Origin of the sequence: Nocardiopsis protaetiae (genome assembly GCF_045446735.1) — a bacterium.
Taxonomy (GTDB): domain Bacteria; phylum Actinomycetota; class Actinomycetes; order Streptosporangiales; family Streptosporangiaceae; genus Nocardiopsis; species Nocardiopsis protaetiae.
The window spans coordinates 1-25,349 of sequence record NZ_JBJJBV010000122.1; the positions used below are offsets into that span (position 1 = coordinate 1).

General features: G+C 74.4%; 23 protein-coding genes. 11 read left to right on the forward strand and 12 right to left on the reverse strand.

The genetic code is table 11. The features are described 5' to 3' along the window. Positions 1–8: 8 nt before the first annotated feature. The 3 genes from ACJOT3_RS18905 to ACJOT3_RS18915 are packed head-to-tail and all read right to left on the reverse strand — an operon-like array spanning position 9 to position 3,004. Positions 9–830: an ABC transporter ATP-binding protein gene (locus tag ACJOT3_RS18905; RefSeq protein ID WP_406974173.1), complete on the reverse strand. Its 822-nt coding sequence runs from the start codon at positions 828–830 to the stop codon at positions 9–11. Between the two features lie 57 nt (positions 831–887). Further along, entirely contained in the window at positions 888–1,967 is a 1,080-nt protein-coding gene (locus tag ACJOT3_RS18910) for a FecCD family ABC transporter permease (protein WP_406974203.1), read from the reverse strand. A 2-nt stretch (positions 1,968–1,969) separates the two neighbouring features. Then, positions 1,970–3,004 (reverse strand): FecCD family ABC transporter permease, encoded by a 1,035-nt coding sequence (locus ACJOT3_RS18915; RefSeq protein ID WP_406974174.1) that lies wholly within the window; start codon positions 3,002–3,004, stop codon positions 1,970–1,972. A 138-nt stretch (positions 3,005–3,142) separates the two neighbouring features. Here ACJOT3_RS18915 and ACJOT3_RS18920 point away from each other — a divergent pair, with 138 nt between their 5' ends. Further along, a complete protein-coding gene (locus ACJOT3_RS18920) occupies positions 3,143–4,189 on the forward strand; it encodes an iron-siderophore ABC transporter substrate-binding protein (RefSeq protein ID WP_406974175.1) in 1,047 nt (348 codons plus the stop codon). Between the two features lie 63 nt (positions 4,190–4,252). Here ACJOT3_RS18920 and ACJOT3_RS18925 read toward each other — a convergent pair whose 3' ends face one another. The 7 genes from ACJOT3_RS18925 to ACJOT3_RS18955 form a co-directional block, all read right to left on the reverse strand. Then, the gene (locus ACJOT3_RS18925) at positions 4,253–4,516 is read right to left on the reverse strand and encodes a LapA family protein (RefSeq protein WP_406974176.1); all 264 of its coding nucleotides are present in this window, start codon (positions 4,514–4,516) and stop codon (positions 4,253–4,255) included. Positions 4,517–4,542: 26 nt separating this feature from the next. Continuing rightward, entirely contained in the window at positions 4,543–6,891 is a 2,349-nt protein-coding gene (locus tag ACJOT3_RS18930; protein WP_406974177.1) for an arylsulfatase, read from the reverse strand. 93 nt (positions 6,892–6,984) lie between these two features. Continuing rightward, positions 6,985–7,914 (reverse strand): SPFH domain-containing protein, encoded by a 930-nt coding sequence (locus ACJOT3_RS18935; RefSeq protein ID WP_406974178.1) that lies wholly within the window; start codon positions 7,912–7,914, stop codon positions 6,985–6,987. Positions 7,915–8,020: 106 nt separating this feature from the next. After that, positions 8,021–8,788 carry a sulfite exporter TauE/SafE family protein gene (locus ACJOT3_RS18940; protein ID WP_406974179.1) on the reverse strand — a complete coding sequence of 256 codons (768 nt, stop codon included), beginning with the start codon at positions 8,786–8,788 and terminating at the stop codon, positions 8,021–8,023. 206 nt (positions 8,789–8,994) lie between these two features. Beyond that, complete coding sequence (locus tag ACJOT3_RS18945; RefSeq protein WP_406974180.1) at positions 8,995–9,630, reverse strand: alpha/beta hydrolase; 636 nt, start codon at positions 9,628–9,630, stop codon at positions 8,995–8,997. Continuing rightward, positions 9,627–10,577, reverse strand: coding sequence for a ring-cleaving dioxygenase (locus ACJOT3_RS18950; RefSeq protein WP_406974181.1), 951 nt, complete (start codon positions 10,575–10,577; stop codon positions 9,627–9,629). Before ACJOT3_RS18950 ends, ACJOT3_RS18945 begins: the two co-directional genes overlap by 4 nt. A gap of 33 nt (positions 10,578–10,610) precedes the next feature. Next, complete coding sequence (locus tag ACJOT3_RS18955; RefSeq protein WP_406974182.1) at positions 10,611–11,900, reverse strand: MFS transporter; 1,290 nt, start codon at positions 11,898–11,900, stop codon at positions 10,611–10,613. 71 nt (positions 11,901–11,971) lie between these two features. Between ACJOT3_RS18955 and ACJOT3_RS18960 the strand changes: the two genes are divergently transcribed. The 6 genes from ACJOT3_RS18960 (at position 11,972) to ACJOT3_RS18985 (ending at position 17,883) form a co-directional block, all read left to right on the forward strand. Next, entirely contained in the window at positions 11,972–12,910 is a 939-nt protein-coding gene (locus tag ACJOT3_RS18960; RefSeq protein ID WP_406974183.1) for a LysR family transcriptional regulator, read from the forward strand. Positions 12,911–12,961: 51 nt separating this feature from the next. Continuing rightward, the gene (locus ACJOT3_RS18965; RefSeq protein ID WP_406974184.1) at positions 12,962–13,762 is read left to right on the forward strand and encodes an SDR family oxidoreductase; all 801 of its coding nucleotides are present in this window, start codon (positions 12,962–12,964) and stop codon (positions 13,760–13,762) included. A gap of 215 nt (positions 13,763–13,977) precedes the next feature. Then, positions 13,978–14,691 carry a GntR family transcriptional regulator gene (locus ACJOT3_RS18970; RefSeq protein WP_406974185.1) on the forward strand — a complete coding sequence of 238 codons (714 nt, stop codon included), beginning with the start codon at positions 13,978–13,980 and terminating at the stop codon, positions 14,689–14,691. An 82-nt stretch (positions 14,692–14,773) separates the two neighbouring features. Further along, the gene (locus ACJOT3_RS18975; RefSeq protein WP_406974186.1) at positions 14,774–15,700 is read left to right on the forward strand and encodes a ferredoxin family protein; all 927 of its coding nucleotides are present in this window, start codon (positions 14,774–14,776) and stop codon (positions 15,698–15,700) included. Between the two features lie 165 nt (positions 15,701–15,865). Beyond that, entirely contained in the window at positions 15,866–16,204 is a 339-nt protein-coding gene (locus ACJOT3_RS18980) for an ArsR/SmtB family transcription factor (protein WP_406974204.1), read from the forward strand. Continuing rightward, positions 16,201–17,883: a SulP family inorganic anion transporter gene (locus tag ACJOT3_RS18985; RefSeq protein ID WP_406974187.1), complete on the forward strand. Its 1,683-nt coding sequence runs from the start codon at positions 16,201–16,203 to the stop codon at positions 17,881–17,883. The genes ACJOT3_RS18980 and ACJOT3_RS18985 overlap by 4 nt, the downstream gene beginning before the upstream one ends. On the opposite strand, the gene ACJOT3_RS18990 is transcribed toward ACJOT3_RS18985, so the two are convergent. Further along, complete coding sequence (locus tag ACJOT3_RS18990) at positions 17,872–18,357, reverse strand: MarR family transcriptional regulator (protein ID WP_406974188.1); 486 nt, start codon at positions 18,355–18,357, stop codon at positions 17,872–17,874. The two genes, ACJOT3_RS18985 and ACJOT3_RS18990, sit on opposite strands and share 12 nt — an antisense overlap. Positions 18,358–18,481: 124 nt before the next feature. On the opposite strand from ACJOT3_RS18990, the gene ACJOT3_RS18995 reads away from it, so the two are divergent. Beyond that, on the forward strand, positions 18,482–19,684 hold the full coding sequence (locus ACJOT3_RS18995; protein WP_406974189.1) for an FAD-dependent oxidoreductase: 1,203 nt from the start codon (positions 18,482–18,484) through the stop codon (positions 19,682–19,684). 7 nt (positions 19,685–19,691) lie between these two features. On the opposite strand, the gene ACJOT3_RS19000 is transcribed toward ACJOT3_RS18995, so the two are convergent. Then, positions 19,692–21,563, reverse strand: coding sequence for a serine/threonine protein kinase (locus tag ACJOT3_RS19000; RefSeq protein WP_406974190.1), 1,872 nt, complete (start codon positions 21,561–21,563; stop codon positions 19,692–19,694). 286 nt (positions 21,564–21,849) lie between these two features. On the opposite strand from ACJOT3_RS19000, the gene ACJOT3_RS19005 reads away from it, so the two are divergent. The 3 genes from ACJOT3_RS19005 to ACJOT3_RS19015 all read left to right on the forward strand — a co-directional run bounded on the left by ACJOT3_RS19005 (position 21,850) and on the right by ACJOT3_RS19015 (position 25,344). Beyond that, positions 21,850–23,103, forward strand: a complete 1,254-nt coding sequence (locus ACJOT3_RS19005; RefSeq protein ID WP_406974191.1) for a cytochrome P450 — start codon at positions 21,850–21,852, stop codon at positions 23,101–23,103. A 3-nt stretch (positions 23,104–23,106) separates the two neighbouring features. Continuing rightward, positions 23,107–24,231 carry an endo-1,4-beta-xylanase gene (locus tag ACJOT3_RS19010; RefSeq protein ID WP_406974192.1) on the forward strand — a complete coding sequence of 375 codons (1,125 nt, stop codon included), beginning with the start codon at positions 23,107–23,109 and terminating at the stop codon, positions 24,229–24,231. Between the two features lie 144 nt (positions 24,232–24,375). Beyond that, positions 24,376–25,344, forward strand: a complete 969-nt coding sequence (locus ACJOT3_RS19015; RefSeq protein ID WP_406974193.1) for an alpha/beta hydrolase — start codon at positions 24,376–24,378, stop codon at positions 25,342–25,344. Positions 25,345–25,349: the final 5 nt, after the last annotated feature.

Genomic DNA, 25,349 nt, shown 5'->3' on the forward strand with positions numbered 1-25,349 from the left:
ACCGCGTTCTACAGGGCCCGGTGCCCGTTATTGCGGCGCCGGTCCACCGGCACGATCAGCGGGGTGTGCGTCTCGGGGTCGGGGATGATCCGCACCGGCAGCCCGAACACATGCTCCACCAGCTCGGCGGTCACGATCTCGGCGGGCTCGCCCTCGGCGACGATCGCCCCGTCCTTCATCACGATCAGGTGGGAGGCGTACCGGCAGGCGTGGTTGAGGTCGTGCAGGACCGCCACCAGGGTGTGCCCGCCCTGGTCGTGCAGCTGCGCGCACAGGTCCAGCATGTCCATCTGGTGGGCGATGTCGAGGTAGGTGGTGGGCTCGTCCAGCAGCAGCAGCGGCGTCTGCTGGGCCAGCACCATCGCCAGCCACACCCGCTGGCGCTGGCCGCCCGACAGCTCGTCCACCGACCGGTCGGCCAGCTCGGCCACCCCGGTGGCCTCCATCGCCTCCGACACCACCCGCTCGTCGTCCTTGGACCACTGGCGCAGGAACCCCTGGTGGGGGAAGCGGCCGCGGGCCACCAGGTCGGCCACGCCGATGCCGTCGGGCGCGATGGAGGTCTGCGGCAGCAGGCCCAGCCGCCGCGCCACCTCCTTGGCGGCGTAGGACGAGATCACCTGGCCGTCCAGCAGCACCCGCCCCTGGGCGGGCTTGAGGGTCCGCGACAGGGCGCGCAGCAGCGTGGACTTACCGCAGGCGTTGGGCCCCACGATCACGGTGAACGAGTTGTCGGGGATCGTGACGGCCAGGTCCCGGGAGATGACGCGCTGCTCGTAGGCGAGCGTCAGCTCCTGGCCGCTGAGACGGTCGAAGTGGTGAACGGTCATGGTCTTCCTCGTGGGGATGGTACGCGGATCGGGCGGGCTCGGCGGGCTTCAGCGGGCTCAGGCGCGGCCGCGCCGCCACTCGGTGTACAGGAGCCAGATCAGGTAGCTGCCGCCGATGACGGCGGTGACCACACCGACCGGGAGCTGGGTGGGGGCCAGGGCGCGCAGCGCCACCAGGTCGGCCACGGCCAGCAGGGCGGCGCCCATGAGCGCCGCGCCGACGAAGGTGGTCCCGCCGGTGCGGGTGAGGCGGCGGGCCAGCTGCGGGGCGGCCAGGGCCACGAACCCGATGGGGCCCGACACCGCGATCGCCGCACCGGTCAGGGCGCTGGCGGCGGCCAGCATGACCACCTGGGTGGCCTGGGTGTTCACGCCCAGGGCGCGGGCGGTGTCGTCGCCCAGCTCCATGAACCGCAGCTTCTTGCCCTGGGACAGCAGGATCGGGGCCAGGACCGCCAGGGACACCCACACCGCGATCACCTCGCTCCAGCCGCGGGCGTTGAGGCTGCCGATCATCCAGATCTGGGCGCTCATGGCGTCGGTGAGCTCGGCCCGGGTCAGCAGGTAGTCGCGGAACGCGCCCAGCATCGCCGAGATACCGATGCCGACCAGCACCAGCCGGTACCCCTGGACGCCGTTCTTCATGGCCAGCAGGTACACGATGGCGGCGGTGAGCAGGCCGCCGGTGATGGCGCCCATGGACACCATCAGCCGCCCGCCGCCCACCAGCAGGATGACCGCGACGGCGCCGGTGGCCGCGCCGCTGGTGAACCCGATGATGTCGGGGCTGCCCAGGGCGTTGCGGGACAGGCTCTGGAAGACCGCACCGGCCAGGCCCAGGGCGGCGCCCACCCCCAGGGCGGTCAGCGCCCGGGGCAGGCGCACCCCCTGGACGAAGAACACGTCCAGGCGCTCGCCCACGCCGGCGATGGCGGCGGGCACGGCGGCCAGGGGGATCTCGTAGTCGCCCACCGACACCGACACGACCAGGGCGGCCGCGGCCACCACGACCAGGACCAGCGCCACGAGGATCGTGCGCGGCCGCACCAGGAGCGAGACGCTGTCGCCGATGCGCAGGGCGAAGGAGCCGCGCGGGGTGAGCCGGCCCCGGGTGCGGGGGCGCGGCGGGGTCAGGATGCTCACAGGGCGGCCATCTTTCTGCTGCGGACCAGGGCGATGAACACGGGGGCGCCGACGAACGCGGTGATGATGCCGACCTCCAGCTCGGCGCCGGGGACGATCACCCGGCCCAGGGTGTCGGCGGCGGTGAGCAGGATCGCGCCGAACACCGCCGAGTAGGGCAGCAGCCACCGCTGGTCGGGGCCGGTGACCAGGCGGGCCACGTGCGGGATGATCAGGCCCACGAACCAGATGGGTCCGGCCGAGGCGGTCGCCGACCCGCACAGCAGGACCACGGCGATCGCGGTCAGGGTGCGGATCGTGGGGATGCGCGCGCCCAGGGAGGCGGCCAGGTCGTCGCCCAGGGCGACGGCGTTGAGGGAGGGGCCCAGCAGCAGGGTCAGCGCCACGCCGCCGATGAGGAACGGGGCGACCTGCCAGAAGATGTCCAGGTCGCGGCCGACCAGGGAGCCCACCTGCCAGAACCGGATGCGGTCGAACACGAAGTCGTTGAGGACGATCACCCCGAAGATCAGGCCCTGGAGCACCGCGGCCACGGCGGTGCCCGCCAGTGCCAGCCGTACCGGGGTGGCGTTGGCCGGTCCGCGCGAGCCCAGCATGTAGACGGCGACGGCGGCCAGCGCGGCGCCCAGGAAGGCGGGCCAGATCAGCGCGGACCCGGCGGCGCCGAACATGAACACGGCGACGACGACCGCGGCGGCCGCGCCGGAGTTGATGCCCAGGATGCCCGGCTCGGCCAGGGGGTTGCGGGTGAGGGCCTGCATGAGCGCCCCGGCCAGCCCCAGCGCCGCGCCCACGAACACGCCGATGATGGTGCGCGGTACGCGCAGGGTGCGGATGACGTTGTGGTCGTAGGTCCCGTCGTAGGCGGTCAGCGCGGCCCACACGTCGGCGGCGGGGATGGACTTGGCGCCGACGGTGATGCTGAGCAGGACGCACAGCCCCAGCGCGCCCAGGGCGGCGAGCAGGCCTATGGGCCGGACGATGCGCCGGGTCAGGGTGGGGGGTGCAAGGGCGGGCACGCGCAGGGCCACGGCTTCCCCGTTCGTCTGTGTAGGTGGTCGCGGGCGTCGTCCGGGGGCGTCCAGGCCGACGGGGACCGTTCCCACCACCACGTACCGACCAGGACAGGTTAGCCTTACCTAGGTCATCTCCGCACGGAAGGGTCCCGCATGTTCCTCTCCCGCAACCCCCGCACCGGCCGCCGGTCGCCCTCGGCGCGCAGATCCGGCGCAACGGTCACCCTAACGGCATCGGCGCTGGTCCTCGCCCTGGGGGTGACCGGATGCACCGCCACCGAGCCCGCCCCGACCCCCGAGGGGGCCGACACCCGGACCGTGGAGGGCGCCAACGGCACCGTCGAGGTGCCCGCCGACCCCCAGCGGATCGCCGTCCTGTGGCGTCCGACACTGGCCGCCGTGACCCTGCTGGGCCACCACCCCGTGGCCACCATGGGCACCCCCGGCGCCCCCGACCAGGGCCTGGACCCGTTCCTGCCGCAGGACATCGAGGGCGGCCTGATGAACCTGGTCACCAACTCCCCCGCCGAGGACGACATCAACATCGAGGCGCTGGCCCTGGCCGACCCCGACCTCATCATCGGGGTGTCCACCCAGGTCGGCGCCCAGGACGCCATCGAGACGGAGCTGTCGGCGATCGCGCCCACCGTCCTGCTGGAGTGGGAGGGCACCGGGTCCTGGCGCACCCACCTGCACGACGTGGCCGCCGTCCTGGGCCGGGAGGCCGACGCCGAGCAGGCCGACGCCGACTACGACGCCGCCGTGGAGGAGGCCCGGGCCGCGATCGAGGAGGCGGGGGTGGACCCGGGCACCGAGGTGTCCCTGGTCCGGTTGCAGAGCGGCACCGAGGTCCGCCTGGAGACCGCGGCGTCCTTCCCCGGGCAGATCATCGACGACCTGGGGCTGGCCCGCCCCGAGGGTCAGGTCGAGCCCGAGGGCGACACCGACTTCATCCCGCTGTCGTACGAGAACCTGGACCGGGGCGACGGCGACGTGGTCTTCGTGCTGGCCGGGTCCGGGTTCCCCGACGCCCCCGACACGTTCTCCGACGGGGTGTGGTCCGATCTGAACGCGGTGCGCGGCGGGCAGGTATTCAAGTTTGACTACGACGTGTGGGGCGCCTCCAACCTGCACGCCGCCCACCGCATCGTGGCGGAGGCGGCCGAGGCGCTGACCGGCGGGGCCGAGCCCGCCCTGTAGGGCCCGCGCCGTGGTCCGCCGAGGGCGCGGGCCCCGGGTGGTCTCCCCCGGGGCCCGCGGCCGTCAGTGTCCCCTGCGGCCGACCCGGCCGGTGCGGGTGCTCCCCGAGGGGCGCAGCAGCCAGCCGATCACGCCGCCCACCACCACGGCCGCCGTCAGCGTCGTCCACAGCGGGGCGGTCACGGTGATGAGCAGCAGGTTGATCTCGGTGACGTCCCGGTTCTGGACGATGAACACGATCACGCCCACCAGCAGGACCAGGGCCACCCACAGCTTCGGCGAGGCCAGCGGCCCGCGCTTCTCCTCGACCGTCGTCGGTTCCGTCATCGTGCCCTCCTCCGTCCGCGACCGGCTCAGTCGCGCTTGAGCGCCGTGTCGATCTCGGTACCGGCGTCCGCCGCCGCGGCGGCGCCGTCCACGTCCACCTCGACCCGGTCGATGGTCCCCCCGGTGAACCGGAAGGGCGAGCGGTAGTCGGTGGTGACCGGGCTGGCGCTGTCCCACCCCACGCACAGGCCCTCCCCCGCCAGGGAGAAGGTGCCCAGCTGGGTGAGGATGCGCCCCTCGCCGACCACCTCGTCGTCGATGAGCAGGGTCAGCACCCCGGTGGCGGCGCGCTTGCCCTCGTCGACGCCGTCCTTGGCGAACCGGGCGGTGAACCGGTGCCCGCCCGCGGTGACCGGACGGTCGGAGGTGATCTTCTGGAAGTCCTCGCCCAGCCGGTTGTAGACGTAGTGCAGGCGGCCGCCGTCGATGAACAGGCTGTGCCCGCCGCCGATGCCGCCGTGGGCGAAGAGCACCCCGCGGGCGTCCTCGGCGGTGTCGGCGTGGGCGGTGATCGCGTAGGAGCGGCCCCGCACGCTGACCGCCACCGACTCGGGGACGTCCGCGGTGTTCGGCAGGTACACGTACCGCGAGCGCGGCGGCGAGGGCTGGGGCCGCGGCGAGGCCAGGATCTGGGCGGGTGTGCGGTCGTCCAGCGGCAGCCCGTTGACCAGGCCCGCGTGGTAGAACCACAGGCCTTTGAGCCGTTCCAGGACGTCGGGGTGCTCGGCGGCGAGATTGTGCCGCTGCACCCGGTCGGTGTCCAGGCGGTACAGCTCCCACTCATCCTGGTCGAAGTGCCCCCACCCCGCCAGCGGCGGGTGCAGGGTGCAGGCCAGCCACCCGTCGTCGTAGATCGCCCGCTGGCCCAGCATCGAATAGAACTGCGTGCGGCGCCCCGGGGCACCGGGGTCGGTGAGGGTGGCGGCGAAGCTCTCCCCCTCGATGGGGGTCTGCACCCGCCCGGCCACCCGCTCGGGCGGGTCCACGCCCAGCAGCTCGTACAGGGTGGGCACCACGTCCACGGCGTGCAGGTACTGGTCGCGGACCTCGCCGCGGGCGGCGATCCCGGCGGGCCAGGACACCAGGCACAGGTCGGCGGTGCCGCCCTCGTAGCCCGCGAACCGCTTCCAGTACGGGAAGGGGGTGTCGAACGCCCACGCCCAGCCGTTGGTGTAGTGGTTGTAGGAGGTGGGCCCGCCCAGCTCGTCGATGCGGGCCAGGTTGGCGGCGATGTCGTCGGGGACGTCGTTGAAGAACTTGTTCTCGTTGAAGGAGCCGTCGGGCCCGCCCTCGCCGCTGGCGCCGTTGTCGGAGACCACCACGACGATGGTGTTCTCCAGCTGTCCGCTCGCCTCCAGGTGGTCCAGGAACCGGCCGATCTGGTGGTCGGTGTAGGACACGAACCCGGCGTAGACCTCGGCCATCCGGGTGAACAGGCGCCTGGCGTCCTCGTCCAGCGAGTCCCAGGGCCGCACGGAGTCCAGCGGCGGCCAGGGCTGCCCGGCGGGGCCGGTCAGGTCGGGCTCGCCGTGCGGGTTGATCGGCGACAGCCCGGTGTCCCGCGGCAGCAGCCCCAGGTGCTTCTGGTTCCGGAGGATCTCCTCCCGGATCGCCTCGTACCCCTGGTCGAAGCGACCCCGGTAGTGGTCGATCCACTCCTTGGGCGCGTGGTGCGGGGCGTGCGAGGCCCCGGGGCAGTAGTACATGAACCAGGGTTTGTCCGGGGCGACCGCCCTGGAGTCGGAGACGAACCGGATGGCCTGGTCCGTGAGGTCCCTGGACAGGTGGTAGCCCTCCTCGGGGCCGTAGGGCTGCTCGACGGGGTGGTTGTCGTACACCAGGTCGGGGTACCACTGGTTGGTCTCCCCGCCCAGGAACCCGTAGAAGCGCTCGAAGCCGCAGCCCAGCGGCCAGCGGGCCTTCCACGCGGCCATGTCGCACTCCTCACCGGGGGTGAGGTGCCACTTGCCGATGGCGTAGGTGTTCCAGCCGCGCTCACCCAGGACCTCCGAGATCATGCCGTTCTCGAAGGGGATGCGGGCGGAGAACCCGGGGAACCCGGCGGAGGCCTCGGTGATGCAGGCCATGCCATTGGTGGTGGCGTTGCGGCCGTTGAGCAGCGAGGAGCGGGTCGGCGAGCACAGGGCCGTGGTGTGGAAGTTGGAGTAGCGCACGCCCCGGTCGGCGATGCGCCGCATGTTCGGCGTCTCGACGGGGCCGCCGTAAACGTCCATCGCGCCGTAGCCCACGTCGTCCCACACGATCATCAGGACGTTGGGGGCGCCCTCGGGCGCCCTGGGCTGGGCGTAGGGCGACCAGTCCTCCTGCGAGTCCCGGATGTCGACCTCGATGCGGCCGCGGAAGCCTGCGCCCACGTTGCCCTCCCGGTGTGCGGCACGGTACCGCCACCGGGTGTTCCCGCGACCGGGTCCGGGAACGGCCAAGGCCGTCCCCGGATTCGGTCCGGGTCAGTTGCCGCCGCGCGGGCTCGGGTTGACGTTGACGCCGCTGCCGTAGGGGATGGGGATGAAGTCGACCTTCCCGTCCTTGAGGGCCTGGTAGAGGATGTAGCCCTCGGGACCCAGGACCTCCACCAGCGCCTCGATGGCCTCCAGCTCCTTCTCGACCCGCTCGTTCTCCTGCTCCTGGGCGGTGGTCATCTCCACCGCCTCCTGGGCCAGGGTCAGCGCGGTGCGGACCTCCTCGGGCGGGGTGGGCTGCTGGATGGTCAGCTGCGGGGTGCCGCACTCGTCGCCGGCACCGGTGTAGACGGGCGAGCAGAAGAACTCGCCGCCGCCCTGCTCGTCGATGTAGGCAGCGGTCAGGGCACCGACCTTCTGCTCCCACTCGGCCTTGGCGTCGGCGCTGGTGTACAGGTCGCGCCAGGCGTACTCCTTGGTGGCGTCGTCCAGGGCCCGGTTGAGGGGCTGGCCGATGTAGTCGCGCAGCAGGTCGATCCACCCGGCGTCCTCGTAGGCGGTGTACTTCAGGCCCAGCCGCTCGTGGAACTCCTGGAGCTGCTTGCAGTCGATGTTGAGGCTGAACGTGACCAGCCCGGTGACGGTGAGCTCCAGGTCGTCCTTGGACACCACCGTGGAGGCGCCCATCTCGGCGGCGTCGGAGCCGGAGAACTCGAAGGTGCGCTGCCCCGCGGGGTAGAGGTAGGTCTCGTCGCCCGGGCCGTGGTACTCGCGGTTGCCCGGCGGGATACAGGTGTCGAAGGTGGTGGAGGAGAAGGCGCCCGCGTCGTACTCCAGGCCCGCCCGGTCGGGTCCGGCGTTGGCCGAGCAGGCGGTCAGGGCGAGGGCGGCCACCGCCGCGGTGGCGGCGGTGAGGATGCCGGCCCCCCACCGGCGGGGGCGGCGGGGATTCGTGCGGCTGGTCGTGCGAGGGGGCATGGGCGCACCATTCGTCTCAGAAGGGGGATTCTTTCTCACTTCTCGGACGATGACCGGGCGCGCACGGCTCCCCCGTGGCCGGGGGCGGCCACCGGAGAACCCGGCGTCAGGCGAAGATGTCCCAGCCCATGCGGACGAGCAGGCCGGCGATGACCACCAGCAGCACCGCGCGGACGAACCCCGAGCCGCGCTTGAGGGCCATGCGGGCACCGATCTGGGCGCCGATGACGGTGCACACCGCCAGCCCCAGGCCCAGCAGCCAGTCGACGTGGCCGCCGATCGCGAACACGGCGAGCGCGCCGAGGTTGGTGCAGACGTTGACGATCTTGGCGGCGGCGGAGGCGGACACGAAGTCCATGCCCAGCACGGCGGTCAGCGAGATGATGAGGAACACCCCGGTGCCCGGCCCGATGAGCCCGTCGTAGAAGCCCACCCCCAGCCCGGCCAGGGCGATGGCGGCCAGCATCCGGTTGCGGGTGCGCAGGCCCGGGACCGCGGCGGCGCCCATGGCGGGCCGCAGGTACACCAGCAGCGCCACCCCGGCCAGGACGACCATGATGACGGGCTTGAGGACGTCGGTGGTCAGGGCGGCGGCCAGCGCCGCCCCGCCGCCCGCGCCCAGCAGGGCCAGGGTCGCGGTGGGCACCACGACGGCGCGGTCCACGGGCACCTTGCGGGCGTAGGCGACGGCGGCCGAGGCGGTGCCGAAGATCGCGCCGAGCTTGTTGGTGCCCAGCAGGGTGGCCAGCGGGGTGGTGGGCGCGGCGACCAGCAGGGCGGGCAGGAGCAGCAGGCCGCCACCGCCGACGACGGCGTCGACCCATCCGGCGGCGACGCCGACCAGGAGCAGCAGGCCGAGGATCTCGGGGTCCACGGGTCACCGCCCCCGCAGCACAGGGATGATCATGGGTTCTTTTCGAGCGGGGATGTGCGGGACAGGGCGGGGCAGAACAGGATGAGGCATAAGGGGGGATTCGCAACGAAGTGTAGCGGGGTGCGGGCGTCCGAGAACGCACCGCACCCCGCCCGACGGCGACGCCCGGGTCCGGGGGCGCCGCCGTGGTCTGTGAGCCTGCCGGTCTAGTGGGGCCCGTACCGCTCGGCGAACCAGGCGCGGGCGCCCTCCACCACCTTCGGGGGCACCTGGTGCCCGCCGGGGTGCTCCAGCAACTCCACCCGCGCGCCCAGGGCGGCGAGGTGGTCGGCCAGCAGCCGGGCCTGGTCGGGGGTGCTGATCGGGTCGGCCGTCCCGGCGCCCAGGAACGCGGCCCTGCCCGACAGGTCCACCTTGTCGGGGTCGCGTCCCTGGAGCGGGTACCCGCCGCCCAGCAGCACCGCCCCGTCCAGCAGCTCCGGGTGCAGGAGCATCAGGGCGGCGGCGGTGTTGGCGCCGTTGGAGAACCCGGCGGCCACCACCGGGGCGCCCAGGCCGTGGTGCTCCAGGGCGCCGGGCAGCCAGTCGGCGAGCTCGGCGGCGCGGGCGATGACGTCCTCGACGTCGAAGACGCCCTCGCGCAGCCGCCGGAACCAGCGGTTCATGCCGTTCTCGGTGACGTGGCCGCGCGGGGAGAGCAGGGCCGCGCCCGGGGCCAGGACCCGGCCCAGCGGGAGCAGGTCGTGCTCGTCGGCGCCGGTGCCGTGGAGCAGCAGCAGGGTGGGCGCCTGGGGCCGGCGGGCGGGTTCGACGACGTGGACGAAGTCGGCGACCCCGCTCACCGGCCGGTCTCCAGGGGCGGCAGGGCCGCGGCGATGGCCTCGCGGTCCGGCTCCAGCCACGGCGGCAGCCGCAGGGAGCGGCCCAGTTCGAGCAGGGGCTCGTCGTAGTCGAAGCCGGGGCCGTCGGTGGCGATCTCCAGCAGCACCCCGCCGGGTTCGCGGAAGTAGATGGAGGTGAAGTAGTTGCGGTCGCGGACCTCGGTCACGCCCACGCCCTGGGCGAGGAGGTCCTCGCGCCAGGCGGCCTGGACGGGGCCGTCGGGGGCGCGGTAGGCGACGTGGTGGACGGTGCCGGCGGCCACCTGCCCGCGTTCGGCCGCGGGCCGCGCGAGCACGTCGACGATGGTGCCGACCCCCTCGCCCGCGGCGGCGGTGCGAAAGCGCGTGCGGTCGGCGGTCTCGTCCTCCAGCCGGAAGCCCAGCCGGTCGATGAGCATCGCGGCGGTGTCCTCGACCCGGTTCTCGGTGAGGGTGACCGCGCGGATGCCGCGCACGGCGTGGTCGGCGGGGATGCCGGCCCCGTCCCAGGGGTCGGTGTCGTGGTGGTCGGTGGCGGCGGCGAGTTCGATGACCAGGCCGTCGGGGTCGCGCAGGGACAGCACGTCCTCGGCGCCGCGCTCGGCGGGCCGGGTGTAGTCGATGTCCAGGGCCTTGAGGTGCTCGGCCCACCAGCCGAGCGACCCCTCGGGGACGGAGAAGGTGGTGACGGTGGCCTGCCCGGCACCCAGGCGCCCGCGCGGGGCGCCGGGCCAGGGGAAGAACGTCATGACGGTGCCGGGGTTGCCCGCCCGGTCCCCGTAGTAGAGGTGGTACGTGGTGGGGTCGTCGAAGTTGACGGTGCGCTTGACCAGGCGCATCCCCAGGACGTTGCGGTAGAAGTCGGCGTTGGCGGCCGGATCGGTGGCGATGGCGGTCACATGGTGGATCCCCGCCGGGCGTACGTCCATTCGGCACCTCTTTCGAGACCAGGTGGTTGAATATTAAACCACTTTGGGGGGTCCTCCCCCTCCACGCTCCCCCGCACCGCTCCCGGTTCCGGTCAAGGACACCCCCGCCCCGGGCAAGGCCTCCCTCCCCGAACGCAGCCCCAGCCCCGCGACCAGCGCCGACGCGCACAGGAGCCCGGCGAACGCCAGCGCCGCGGCCCACCCCCACCGGTCATAGAAAAGCCCGCCGACCCAGCCCAGCAGGCTCGCACCCACGTAGTAAGCGAGCGTGTACACCGAGGAGGCCTGGGCCCGCCCGGCCCCGGCCCGGCGGGCCGCCCAGGCCGAGGCGGTGGCGTGCGCGCAGAAGAACACGAACGTGAACACCACCAGCCCCGCCGCGACCACCGGCAGCCAGGGCGCGGCCAGCACCGCCGCCGCGGCGCCCATCACCGCGGCCGAGACCGCCAGCACCCGGTAGGGGCCCCACCGATTCCCGGCCCGCCCCGACCAGGCCGACCCGGCCATCCCGGCGGTGTAGGCGACGAACAGCGAGGACGCCACCGCCTGCGACAGCCCGAACGGCTCGCCGGTGAGCCGGAACCCCAGCAGGTTGTACACGGTCATGAACGCGCCCATGAGCAGCAGCGCCTGCGCGTACAGCGCGGCCATGCCGGGCGTGGCCAGCGCCGCCCGCCACCGGGCGCGCCCGCCCGTTCCGCCGCTCCCGGCCCGGGGCGTCCCCCGGCCGCTGCGCGGCAGCGCGCACACGAACACCAGCCAGGCCGCGACGCCCACCGCGGTGGTGGCCGCCACCCCCCACTGCCAGCCCCCGGCGGCGGCCGCCCACCCCGAGACCAGGCGCCCGCCCATCCCGCCCAGCGGGTTCCCGGCGATGTACACGCCGATCGCCCGGGCTGCGTCGGCCGGGTGCAGCACCTCGGACAGGTGGGCCACCGCCGCCGCGGGCACCCCGCCCAGCGCCGCCCCCTGCACCGCACGCAGGGCCACGAGCAGCCACAGGTCCCCGGCGAAGGGCGCGACGCAGCCGACCAGGGTGGCCACCAGCAGGGACACCGCGATCACCCGGGTACGCCCGAACCGGTCCCCCAGCCCGCTCCACACCAGCGCGAACCCGGCCAGCGCGCCGGTGGCCGCTGACACCGTCAGCGACACCCGCGCCGCCGACTCGCCCAGGTCCGCGGACATCTCCGGCAGCACCGGCTGCACCGACCACAGCTGGGCGAAGGTCGCCACCGCCACGGCCACCATCGCCACCACGGTGCGCCGGTAGGCGGGGGTCCCGGCCCGGGGGCGGTCGTCGACGGGGTGCGCTGTGCTCATGCCGTTCACGCTAGAAACCCATCGACCCATACGTCCAATGCATGAACACGCTCTGACCCATACTGGAATGCATGGATTCCGAGGACGCCGAGCGCATCACCCGGCTGCTGGCCCCCCGCCTGCACCTGCTGGCCGCCCTGGCCCGCACCGAGCACGTCACCCGCGCCGCCGAGGTCCTGGGCATGCCCCAGCCCACCCTGAGCAGGGCGATCGCCCGCCTCCAGGAGGAGACCGGGCTGACCCTCGTCGAGCGCACCGGGCGCGGGGTGCGGCTGACCCGCACCAGCCGCCTGCTGCTGCCGCACGTGGAGCGGGCCCTGGCCGACCTGGCCCGCGGGGTGGGCGAGCTCACCGACGCCGACCGGGGCCGGGTCGGCCTCACGTTCCTGCCCACCCTGGGCGTGGAGGTGGTACCCGCCCTGCTGCGGGACTTCCGCCGCGCCCACCCGCAGGTGCGCTTCACCCTGGTCCAGGAGCCCTGGGCCGACTCGCTGCGCCGCCTCGTCGAGGGCGGCGCCGACCTGGCGCTGACCTCGCCGCTGCCCGCCGACCCGCGCCTGGCCTCCACGGTGCTGCACACCCAGGCGCTGCGGCTGGTGGTGCCCGAGCACCACGGGCTGGCCGGCGCCGGGCGCGAGATCGCCCTGGCCGAGGTGGCCGGGGAGGAGTTCGTGCTGCTCAAGCCGGGTCGGGGGGTGCGCCACCTGACCGACCTGATCACCGACCGGGCGGCACTGACGCCCAAGGTCGCCTTCGAGGCCGACGACATCGCCACCGCCCGCGGGCTGGTCGGCGCCGGGCTGGGGGTGTCGGTGCTGCCCGCGCGCCCGCGCGGCCCGCTGGCGGGCACGGTGGAGCTGGCGCTGGCCGACCCGGGGGCGGTGCGGCCGATCGGGGTGGTGCACCCGGCCCGGGGGTCCGGCGGCGGCTACACGCCCCCGGCGGTGGCGACGTTCCTGGAGCACGTGCGCCGCCACGGGCCGCGGCTGATCCCCGACCTGACCGGCTGACCCGCCAGAAACCCGTTGCCCGCCGCGCGGGCACCGGCCACGATGGCCGCCATGACACAAGACCTGCACTCTTCGGCCGAGGATGCCCCGACCGGACGCCCCGTGGCCCTGGTCACCGGGGTGGGCCGCACCCGCGGCATCGGCGCCGCGATCGCCCTGCGCCTGGCCGGGGCCGGCTGGGACATCGCCTTCACCCACTGGACGCCCTACGACGCCCGCATGCCCTGGGGCGCCGAGCCCGACGCCACCGCCCGGATCGGCGCCGCCCTGGCCGAACGCGGCGCCGCCCACCTGGCGCTGGAGGCCGACCTCGCCGACGCCGCGGTGCCCGACCAGGTGGTGGAGCGGGTCACCGCCGGGCTGGGCGCGCCCACCGCCCTGGTGCTGTGCCACTGCGAGTCGGTGGACTCCTCGCTGCTGGAGACCGGCGTGGAGTCCTTCGACCGGCACTTCGCGGTCAACGCCCGCGCCTCCTGGCTGCTGGTGCGCGCCTTCGCCCGCGCCCTCGCCGCGCCCCGCGGGTCGGGACGGATCGTGGCGCTGACCAGCGATCACACCGTGGGCAACCTGCCCTACGGGGCGAGCAAGGCGGCGCTGGACCGGATCGTCATCGCCGCCGCCCGGGAGCTGGCCCACCTGGGGGTGTGCGCGAACGCGGTGAACCCGGGGCCGGTCGACACCGGGTGGATGACCCCGCAGTCGCGGGAGGAGACGGCCGGGTACACCCCGCTGGGCCGCACCGGCACCCCCGAGGACACCGCCGACCTGGTCGAATTCCTGTGCTCGCCGCGGGGCGGGTGGGTCAACGGGCAGCTGCTGCACAGCGACGGCGGGATCTCCGCGCCGTCCTGAGCGCACGGCGCGGCCGCCGCGTTCCGGATCAGGACGGTATCCGGACCGTGGCGGCCGCGCGCCCCATAGTCGTCCGCAACTTGTCCGAATGTCAACAAAACGGGGGCGGAACGGAACCGTCCGCAACCGTACCGAGACCCGAACGGTTCTCACTTTCCATTGCGTGCGCCCTACACTTTCTCCGCACCCGACCACCCCGTCATCCGAGGAGCCGCATGCGCAGGGCCCGGCGGCGCGGGCTCGCCCACGAGGCGGCCGACCGCATCCGCGAGTCCATCCTCCAGGGCACCCTGCCTCCCGGCGCAGCGCTGCGCGAGGTCGACCTGGCCACCCGGCTGGACGTCAGCCGCGGCTCCGTCCGCGAGGGGCTGGCCCTGCTGGAGCGCGACGGCCTGGTCGTCAGCGAATGGCACCGCGGCGCCCGCGTCATCGAGCTCACCCCCACCGACGTCGACGAGGTCTACACCGTGCGCGGCGCCCTGGAGCGCCTGGCCGCCCACCGCGCCGCCACCCGCGTCACCGACGCCCACCTGGCCGAGCTGTCCGACCTGGTCGACGCCCTGGAGCGGGCGCTGTCGGAGGGCACCGACGCCGCCGAGCTGCTCCGCCTGGACCTGGGCTTCCACGACCTGCTGTACGAGATCGCCGCCAACACCCGGCTGCTGCGCGCCTGGCAGGCGCTGCGCTCCCCGGTCCACCTGTTCCAGCTCACCCGCATCCGCCGCTGCCACCCGCACTACCGGCGGGGCGCGGTGGAGGAGCACCGCGCCATGGTCGACCTGCTCCGGCGGCGCGAGGCCGACGCCGCCGGGCACTGCGCCGAGGCCCACGTGGCCGCCTCGCGCGCCACACTCATCGCCATGCTCGGCTCCGATCCCGGCGACACGCACCCCACCGACACCGACAGTGGCTTGGGTAGGCTAACCTAACTTTCGGCGCGCGAACGTGCCCGGGCACGTCCCGGGCACCTCGCGCGCCCGTATGCACTCTCCCGCCCGATTGGACCGACCCGTGCGCCTACCCACCGCCCCGGACGGCAGCCGGGGCTGCTCGGCCCTGGCCCGCTACACCGGAGAGCAGATCGCCGGAACGGCCGGACGCACCGTCGGATGGCTGCTCATCGAGCACCCCGGCCCCTGGCGCCACCCCGCGTTCACCAGCCCCGGGCTGGACAAGGACGTCGTCTCCGCCCTGGCCGCCCGGATCACCGGACACGACGTCAAACCCCAGCTCATCAAGCGCCCCGGCGCCGCGCGCGACACCGGCGGCCCGCGCCGCGCCTACCTGGCCCACGTCAGCCGCACCTCCCCCTGGGTGCGCCGCATCGACTTCACCGACCAGGCCGAGCTGCTGGACATCGACGTCACCGCCGCCGAGCGGCCCGAGCCGCCGGAGTTCGGCACCCCCGTCGACCACACCGTGTACCTGGTGTGCACCCACGCCAAGAAGGACCCCTGCTGCGCGGTCCTGGGCCGCCCGGTGGCCGCCGCCCTGGCCGGCACCGACGCCGAGGTGTGGGAGACCACCCACGTGGGCGGCGACCGGTTCGCCGCCAACCTGGTCGCCCTGCCCCAGGGCGCCTACTTCGGCCGGCTGGACCCGGACTCGGCGGTGGACACCGTCACCGCGTTCGAGCAGGGGCGCATCGTCCCGGGCAACTTCCGCGGCCGGTGCAGCGACTCCTCCGCCGTCCAGGCCGCCGAGGCGGCGCTGCGCGCCCGCCTGGGCACGGTCGGCATCGACGAGATCGGCCACCTGGGCGAGGAGGACACCCCCGAGGGCGTCCGCGTCACCCTGGGCGACGGCCGGGGCCTGTACACGGTCGCCGTCGCCCGGGAGGAGGGGGCCGCCTGCCCCACCACCTGCTCGGCGCTGGAGCCCAGCCGCCCGGTCCACCACCGCGTCACCGAGATCGAGGGCCTGCCCGCCCACGTCTGACCGTGTGAGACATGGCACACCCCCGGTCGGGGCACCCCCGCCGACCGGGGGTTCTCCGTGTTCCCGGACCCGGCCCCGCCACATGACGACATGAAGAATTCTTCACATGACCATAAGGTGGTGACGTCACCCGCCGCCCACCCGCCGCCCACCCGAGGACCGCCCGTGCACCGCCCGCTCTACCAGGCCAAGGCCGAGTTCTTCCGCATGCTCGGCCACCCCGTGCGCATCCGCGTGCTGGAACTCCTCCAGGACGGCCCGCGCCCGGTCCGCGACCTGCTCGCCGACACCGAGGTCGAGGCCTCCAACCTCTCCCAGCAGCTCGCCGTGCTGCGCCGCTCGGGCATCGTCACCTCCCACCGCGAGGGCTCCAGCGTCGTCTACGCCCTGGCCGGGCCCGACGTCGCCGACCTGCTGCGCACCGCCCGGCGCATCCTCACCGACCTCAACGACGAGCGCGCCCAGCTGCTCACCGGAACCGACCGGGGGACCACCCGCCCATGACCGCGCCACCGCCCCGGCCCCCGCGCCTGCGCTCGCTGCTGCCCCGGCGCGCCGACCTCGCCGCGATGCGCCGCGCCCCCGGCCGCGACCTGCTCGCCGGGGTCACCGTCGCCATCGTCGCCCTGCCGCTGGCCCTGGGCTTCGGCATCTCCTCCGGGCTGGGCGCCCAGGCCGGGATCGTCACCGCGATCGTCGCCGGGTTCCTGGCCGCGCTCTTCGGCGGCTCCAACCTCCAGGTGTCGGGCCCCACCGGCGCCATGACCGTGGTCCTGGTGCCCATCGTCGCCGCCCACGGGCCCGGCGGCGTGCTCACCGTCGGCCTCATGGCCGGGCTCATCCTGCTGGGCCTGGCCTGGGCGCGCGGCGGCCGCTACATGCGCTACGTGCCCGCCCCCGTCATCGAGGGCTTCACCCTGGGCATCGCCGCCGTCATCGCCCTCCAGCAGATCCCCTTCGTGCTGGGCCTGCCCCAGCCCGAGGGCCACGGCGTCCTCGCCGGCGCCTGGCACCTGGTCCGCGACTTCGCCGCCGACCCCGACTGGACCCCGCCGGGCATCGCGCTGGGCACGGCCGCCGTCATGCTGCTGGGCGCCCGCTGGAAGCCCACCGTCCCCTTCTCCCTGCTGGCGGTGGCCGCCGCCACCGCCCTGGTGCACCTCACCCCGCTGAAGGCGCCCGCCATCGGCGCGCTGCCCGCGGGGCTGCCCGCGCCGTCCCTGGCGTTCCTCGACCCGGCCGCCCTGGGCCCGCTGCTGGGCGCGGCGGTGGCCGTGGCCGCGCTGGCGGCCCTGGAATCGCTGCTGTCGGCGACCGTCGCCGACGGCATGCGCGTGGACGAGCACCACGACCCCGACCGCGAGCTCTTCGGCCAGGGCATCGCCAACCTGGTCACCCCGGTCTTCGGCGGCGTGCCCGCCACCGCCGCCATCGCCCGCACCGCCGTCAACGTCCGCTCCGGCGCGGTGAGCCGCCTGGCCGCCATGGTCCACGCCGTCGTGCTGGCCGTGGTGGTCCTGGCCTTCGCGCCCCTGGTCGGCCTGGTCCCCCTGGCGGCGCTGGGCGGCGTCCTGCTGGCCACGGCCGTGCGCATGGTCGAGGTCGGGTCGGTGCGCGTCATGATGCGCTCCACCCGCGGCGACGCCGCCGTCCTGGTCCTGACGGCGGTGGCCACCCTGGCCCTGGACCTGGTCATGGCGGTGCTGCTCGGCATGGCCGTGACCGCCGCGCTGGCCCTGCGCTCGGTGGCCCGCAACGCCCGCCTGGACCGCGTGGAACTGGCCGACGACCTGCCCGGCGGCCACGACGCCGAGGAGCGCGCCCTGCTGGACGAGCACATCGTCGCCTACCGGCTGGACGGCCCGCTGTTCTTCGCCGCGGCCCACCGGTTCCTGCTGGAGCTGACCGAGGTCGCCGACGTGTCGGCGGTGATCCTGCGCATGTCCCACCTGAGCGCCGTGGACGCCACCGGCGCGATGGTGCTGGGCGACGCCGTGCGCCGGCTGGAGCGGCGCGGCATCACGGTGCTGCTGTCGGGGGTGCGCCCCGACCACGAGCGGGCGCTGCGCTCCCAGGGGGCGATCGAGGACCTGTACGCCGGCGGGCTGGTCCTGGAGACCACCCCGGCGGCGATCGCGCACGCCCACGCGCTGCTGCGCGAGCGCGGGACCCTACCGGCCTGAGGCGCCCGCGCCGGGTTCGGCCGCGGCGGTGATCTCGGCGGTGGCGCGGGTCTGGGCGGCGGCGGCGCGGCGCAGGTAGCCGGTGATGAGGGCGAGCTGGTCGGCGTCGTAGCCGGCGTGGACCTCGCCGAGTTCGCGCAGCAGGGGGCCGAACACCTCGGCGGCGCGGTCGGCCGGGACGCCGGTGAGGGTGACCACGACCCGGCGCCGGTCCTCGTCGTCCCTGCCGCGGGTGATCAGGCCGCGGCGCTGGAGCCGGTCCAGGACCCCGGTCACCGAGGCGGGCGCCAGCCCGGAGTGGCGGACCAGCTCTCCGGCGGTGCAGGGGCCGTGCCGCTCCAGCAGGTCCATCATCTTCCAGTCGCTGGGACCGATGCCCAGGCGCTCGCCCACGGCGGTGTGGAACATCACCGCGGCCGCGGAGAGCTCCCGTCCGGCCTGCTCGACCTCGCGCAGCGCCCTGTCCCGATCCATGCCTTCTCCGTTCCGCCGACGTTTCGGTACGCCCGTGGGCCGCCGCGCCCTTGACCGCGGCGACCCCTCCGAATATATTTCGTTCGACCGAACGAAATAATATTGCCTCTTACAGGAGACCATCATGCGCGTTCTCATCGGCGGCGGCGGCATCGGCGGCCCCGTCCTGGCCCTGGCCCTGCACCGGGCGGGCATCGACGTCCGCACCTTCGAGGCCCACACCGGCCCCGCCACCGCCCTGGGCTCCCACCTGGCCCTGGCCCCCAACGGGCTCGCCGTCCTGCACGCCCTGGGCGCGGGCGAGGACGTCATCGCCCACTCCGCCTTCCCCAGCGACACCATCGAGTTCACCAACGGCCGCGGCCGCGTCCTGGGCCGCCTCAACGACGGCTCCGCGCGGCACGGCGCACACCTGCGCACCCGCACCATCACCCGCGGCCGCCTCCAGACCGTCCTGGCCGAGGCCGCCGCACGCGCCGGGGTCCCCGTCACCTACGGAAAGCGCCTGGTCTCCCACACCGACCACGGCGACCACGTCACCGTCGCCTTCGCCGACGGCGGCACCGCCCGGGGCGACGTCCTCATCGGCGCCGACGGCATCCACTCCCCCGTCCGCCGCGCCCTGGACCCCGCCGCGCCCGCACCCGCCTACACCGGGCTGCTCAACCTGGGCGGCTCCCTGCCCGCCGGGCTGCTGCCCGCCACCCCCGAGGGCACCACCCGCATGGTCTTCGGCCGCCGCGCCTTCCTGGGCCACCAGACCGGCGGGGACACCACCCTGTGGTTCGTCAACCTACCCCACCCCGACCCCGCGCCCGCCGAGCCCGCGGGCGGCTGGCAGCGGTACGTCCTGGACCGGTTCGCGGGCGACGACCCCGCCATCGCCGCCGCCCTGGCCCACGCCGACCCCGCCGCCTTCACCCCCATGGGCATCCACGACATCGCCTCGCTGCCCCGCTGGAGCCGCGGCCGCGTCGGCCTGCTGGGCGACGCCGCCCACGCCATGGCCCCCTCCAGCGGACAGGGCGCCTCCCAGGCCCTGGAGGACGCCCTGGTGTTGGCCTCGTGCCTGCGCGACATCGACGACCCCGCACAGGCCCTGGCCACCTACGAGGAGCTGCGCCGCGGGCGCGTCGAACGCGTCGTCGCCATCGGCCGCCGCCAGGGCTCCCTCAAGCTGGCCCGCAACCGGGTCACCGCACTCCTGCGCGACCTCGCCCTGCCCCTGGTGTTCAAGGCGATCGCCCGCACCGACCCGCACCGCGAGCTGTTCGAGTACCGCATCGACCCCGATCAGCCGGTCCGGGCCACGGCCGCCCGCCGCTGAGTTCCGGTCAGCCCCAGAAGCCGAAGCTGTACAGCAGCCCGTTGGTCGCCGCGATCACACCCAGCGCCAGCACCGCGCCGGTCACGAACGAGGTCCGCAGCGACCGCACCAGGAACTCCAGCGACACCAGGTTGTTGAGGATGAAGTAGCCCAGCATCGTCGCGTGCCAGAACCCGTCCATCGACAGCGGCTCGAAGTAGTAGGACGCGCCGGTCCAGATGTCGGTCTCGGTGGTGAACCACGCCCACGCCAGCGCCGCGCCGTACCCCAGCGGGATCTGGATGAACGGCAGGACCAGCAGCGGCAGCAGCTTGGCGAAGCTCCACAGGCTCGGCCGCCCCGCCTCGCGGGCCTCGGCCTGCGCCCGGCGCGCCGCCTCCTGCTCGGCGCGCACCCGCTCGCGGTGGGCCCGGTCGGCCTCCTGCCGGCGCTGGTGCTCCACCTGCTCCTCGTGGCGGCGCCGCTGCTGGGCCGCGTACTCCTCCTGGCGGCGGCGCTCCTGCTCCTGGCGCTCCTGCTGGGCGCGCAGCTGCTCCTGGTGGCGGTCGTACTCGCGGCGGCGCAGCTCCTCGGCGTCGCCCCCGGCCGCCCCGCGCCGCCCGCCGTACAGGTCGGCGTAGGGGTCGTCGCCGCCCTGGGCGGGCGTCCGGGTTCCGTGGCCCTGGCCCTGGGCGGGCATCTGCCGGGTGGCGTCGTAGCCCTGCCCGGCGCCCTGCCGCGTCGCGCCGTACCCCTGCTGCTGCGGCTGCACGGCACCGTACTGCTGCGTGGGCGCGTACCCCTGCCCGGGCGCCTGCCCCTGCCCCAGCACCGAGGTCGCCCCCTGGTCCTGGGCCGCCGGCGGCGTCACCCGGGTCGCCTGGTCCTCGCCCCACGCCCCGGCCGCCGCACCCGCGGCGCCGCCGGCCACCGCGCCGGCCGCGCCCCCGGCCGCCGCCGCGCCCCACACCCGGGTGGGGTCCGCGGCGCCCTCGCCGCGCCCGTGGGTGCCGGTCGGCTCGGCCGAGGCCAGCGCCCGGTTCACCGTCGCCACCTGCTCCTGCACGCCCGCCATCACCGCGGGCGGCAGCCACGTGGCCCCCGGCGGCACCTCGCCCAGGTAGTCCAGGATCTCGCCCGGCGTGGGGCGGCCCCGCACGTCCTTGCTCAGGCAGGCCGACACCAGGTGCCGCAGCGACTCGGGCACCCGCGACAGGTCCGGCTCCCGGCTGATGATCCGCATGACCATCGTCGGCATCGACCCCTCGCCGAAGGGCCCGGTGCCCCCCGCCGCGTACGCCAGCACCGCGCCGTAGGCGAACAGGTCGCTGGCCGGGGTCAGCGTCTCGCCCTGCACCTGCTCCGGGCTCATGAACCCGGGCGTGCCGATGACCGACTGCGTCGCCGCCGTCCCGTCCGTGGCCCGCGCGATCCCGAAGTCGATCACCCGCGGCCCGTCCTCGGCCAGCAGCACGTTGCCGGGCTTGAGGTCGCGGTGGATCAGCCCCACCCGGTGGATCTCCGTCAGGGCCTCGGCCAACCCGGCCGCCAGCACCCGCACCGTCGCCTCCGGCAGCGGCCCGTGGGCCACGACCGCGTCGTCCAGCGGCAGCGAGGGGACGTAGGAGGTGACCAGCCACGGCACCTCGTCCTCGGGCCCGGCGTCGATCACCGGCGCCGTGAACGCGCCGCTCACCTGGCGGGCGGCGTTCACCTCCCGGGCGAACCGCTCCCGGAACGCGGCGTCGGTGGCCATGTGCGGGTGGATCCGCTTGATCGCCACCGCGCGCCCGCCCGCGGACCGGCCCAAGAACACCTGGCCCATACCGCCCGCCCCCAGGCGTGCGATCAGCCGGTACCGGCCGATGCGATCGGGATCGGTGCTCTCAAGGGGACCCAACGTCCTCAGTCCTTCCGCATTCGCCGAGTCTGATCACGCCTCGTGCACCTCACGTGCACCAGACCCCAGCGATCGTAGCCAACCCGACGGGCCCGACGGGCCCGCGGCGCTTCAACTCATTGGACGCACCGCACCACCCCGACGGTTCACCCGGCGCGCGGTGCGCCGACAACGCCCCACCGCCCCGTGAAGTTCCCCCCTGGCCTGCATCGGCCAACTTCCCGCGCCCCCGCCGCACCCCCGGCCCCGGCGCGCCTAGGGTCGTAGCGTCGAGAGGAGTCGCCCCATGCAGGTCCTGAACTCCCTGAGGACCGATCTGCGCCTGCGCACGTTCCAGGCGATCACCTGGACGGCCGCCCAGCGGGGGGACCACGCCTCCCGCCTGCTGCACCACCCCTGGCGCGCCAACCCCTACCCCACCCACCGGCGCCTGCGGGCCCAGGGCGACCTCGTCCGCAGCCGCTTCGGATTCCACACCGCCACCACCCACGCCCTGGTCCAGCAGGTCCTGCGCGACCGGTCCCTGGGGGTGCGCCCGGCCAACCCCGACACCGTGCCCGTCGAGCTGGAGCTGCTCGACCTGTCCTTCCTCACCCGCAACCCGCCCGAGCACGGCCGGCTGCGCGCCCTGGCCCGGCCCGCGTTCGCCCCGCGCCTGATGGAGCGGTACGCGGTCGAGATCGAGAAGATCACCCACGACCTGCTGGACAGGGCCCTGGCCAAGGGGCGCTTCGACCTCATGGCCGACTTCGCCCAGCCGCTGCCCATCGCGGTCATCACCCGGCTGCTGGGCATCCCCGACGACGACCACGCCGCGTTCGTGGAGATCGGCGCGGCCATCGGCTCCTCCCTGGACGGCACCCGCTCGGCCCGCCACCTGCGCCGCGTCCAGGACGCCTCGGACCGCCTGAACGTCCTGTTCGACCAGCTGATGCGGCTGCGCCGGGCCGACCCGCGCGAGGACGTCATCTCCACCCTGACCGCCGCCACCGACGAGGGGAGGCTCACCCCGCAGGAGATGGCGGCGATGTGCCGCCTGCTGCTCGTCGCCGGGTTCGAGACCACCGTCAACCTCATCGGCAACGGCACCGCCGCGCTGCTGCGCAACCGCGACCAGTGGGACCGGCTCACCGCCGACCCGGACCTGGCCGAGGGCGCGGTCGAGGAGGTGCTGCGCTACGACCCGCCGGTGCAGATGACATCCCGCTGGGTCCACGAGGACACGTCCATAATGGGACACGAGCTGCAACGGGACAGTTACATCCTGTGTTCCATCGCGTCCGCGGGACGCGATCCCGACCGCTTCACCGATCCCGACCGGTTCGACATCACCCGCACCGACGCATCCGACCACCTCGCCTTCTCCGGCGGCATCCACTACTGCCTGGGGGCACCGCTGGCCCGGCTCGAAGGGCGCATCGCCCTGCGCGCCCTGGCCGCACGGGCACCGCACCTGCGCCCCGCCGGACGGCCGGTCCACCGACCCACCACGACCCTGCGCGGCCTGGCCACCTTCCCCGTCACCACGGAAAAGGGGTGAGGGGTGACCGCGCACCGCACCACCGAGCACGGCAGGTCCGCGCCCGTCAACGGAAAGGGGGTGCTCTTGACCGCGGCAGCCCTGTGCACCGTCATCCTCACGGTCACCGGCATCCTCGTCGCCGTCCTGCCCGAACCCGAGCAGGAGGGGCACCTCCTGCCCGGACTCGCCCGCGCCCAGGGCATCGACCTGGGCGTCGCGGTCGCGGTCAACCCCCTCACCCACGACCGCCGCTACCGCGGCGTCGTCGAGGACCACTACACCTCGGTCACCGCCGAGAACACCATGAAGTGGGAGCACGTCCAGCCCGAGCGCGGCGAGTACGACTGGAGCGGCCCCGACGCCGTCGTCGACTTCGCCACCTCGCGCGACCTCAACGTGCGCGGCCACACCATGCTCTGGCACAACCAGCAGCCCTCCTGGCTCGCCCACGGCGACTGGGACGCCGAGAGCCTGAGCGGGGTCGTCCACGAGCACGTCACCACCGTCATGGAGCGCTACCGCGGCCGGATCTCCGCCTGGGACGTCATCAACGAACCCCTGGAGGACGGCAGCCCGGACATGCGCCGCAACCTCTGGTACGAGGTCCTGGGCCCGGACTACATCGCCCAGACCCTCTACAGCGCCCACGCCGCCGACCCCGACGCCAAGCTCTACATCAACGAGTTCGGCATCGAGAGCGCCGGGCCCAAGGCCGACGCCCTCTACGACCTGGTCTCGGACCTGGTCGAGCGCAACGTCCCGGTGCACGGCATCGGCTTCCAGTCCCACTTCGTGCACGGCAACGTCTCCGAGGACCTCGCCGACCAGATGCGCCGCTACACCGACCTGGGCCTGGAGGTCGCCGTCACCGAACTGGACGTGCGCATCCCCGAACCCGTCACCGACGAGGACCTGCGCGAACAGCGCCGCGAGTACCGCGACGTCCTGGCCGCCTGCGTGGAGGTCGACGGCTGCGTCAACGTGACCGTCTGGGGCGTCACCGACGCCCACTCCTGGATCCCCGAGTGGTTCCCCGGCACCGACGCCGCCCTGCCCTTCGACACCGCCTACCGGCCCAAGCCCGCCCTGTCGGGCATGGTCGACGCCCTCTCCCGCCGCGGCCGCCCCCGCCCCGACAAGGCCTGAGCGCCCCCGGCGGCGCCCCGCCCGGCGGCCGGACCGCCGACCCCGCCACGTGGCGGGCACCACCCCGCCGCCCGCCGCTACCGCCCCGCCCGGCGGCACCGCCACAATGAGGACCCGCGTACCGGAAACGACGGGAGACCTCCCTTGAGCACGCCCCCTCCGCCGCCCTTCGACCCCGAGCTCACCGCCGCCCTGGCCCTGATCAACGAGCAGATCACCCCCTCCATCACCCCCGACCTCATCGACGGCATCCGCGCCGCCCGCCAGGGGGTGACGTTCGAGGGCGACTTCACCCACGGCGGCGACTTCACCGAGCACGAGCTCACCGTCCACGGCCACGACGGCGCCGACGTCCCCCTGCTGTTGTGGCGCCCCACCCGGACCGCGGCGCCCGCCGGGCTGCTCTACTGGATCCACGGCGGCGGCATGATCCTGGGCACCCACCGCGGCCCCGAGATCCCCGACCTGCTCGCCACCGCCCGCGAGCTGGGCCTGGCGGTGGCCTCCATCGGCTACCGGCTCGCCCCCGAGCACCCCCACCCCACCCCCGTCGAGGACGCCTACGCGGGACTCGTCCACCTGGTCAAGGACGCCGGGGCCCTGGGCCTGGACCCCTCCCGCGTCGTGGTGGGCGGGGCCAGCGCCGGCGGCGGCCTGGCCGCCGCCACCGCCCTGCTCGCCCGCGACCGCGGCGGCCCGGACCTGGCCGCCCAGCTGCTCGTCTACCCGATGCTCGACGACCGCAACGACACCGTCTCCGCCCACCAGATGGCGGGCCTGGGCGTGTGGGACCGCACCTCCAACGACACCGGCTGGAACGCCCTGCTCGACGGCGCCGCGGGCACGGACGACGTGTCCCCCTACGCCGCCCCCGCCCGCGCCACCGACCTGTCGGGGTTGCCCCCGGCGTTCCTGGACGTGGGCTCGGCCGAGACCTTCCGCGACGAGGTCGTCGACTACGCCACCCGCATCTGGCAGGCCGGCGGCGTCGCCGAACTGCACGTCTGGCCCGGCGGCTTCCACGGCTTCGACTCCTTCGCCCCGCACGCGGCCGTCTCCCGCCAGGCCATCGCCGCACGCCTGCCCTGGCTGCGCCGCACCCTGGGCGTGTGACACCG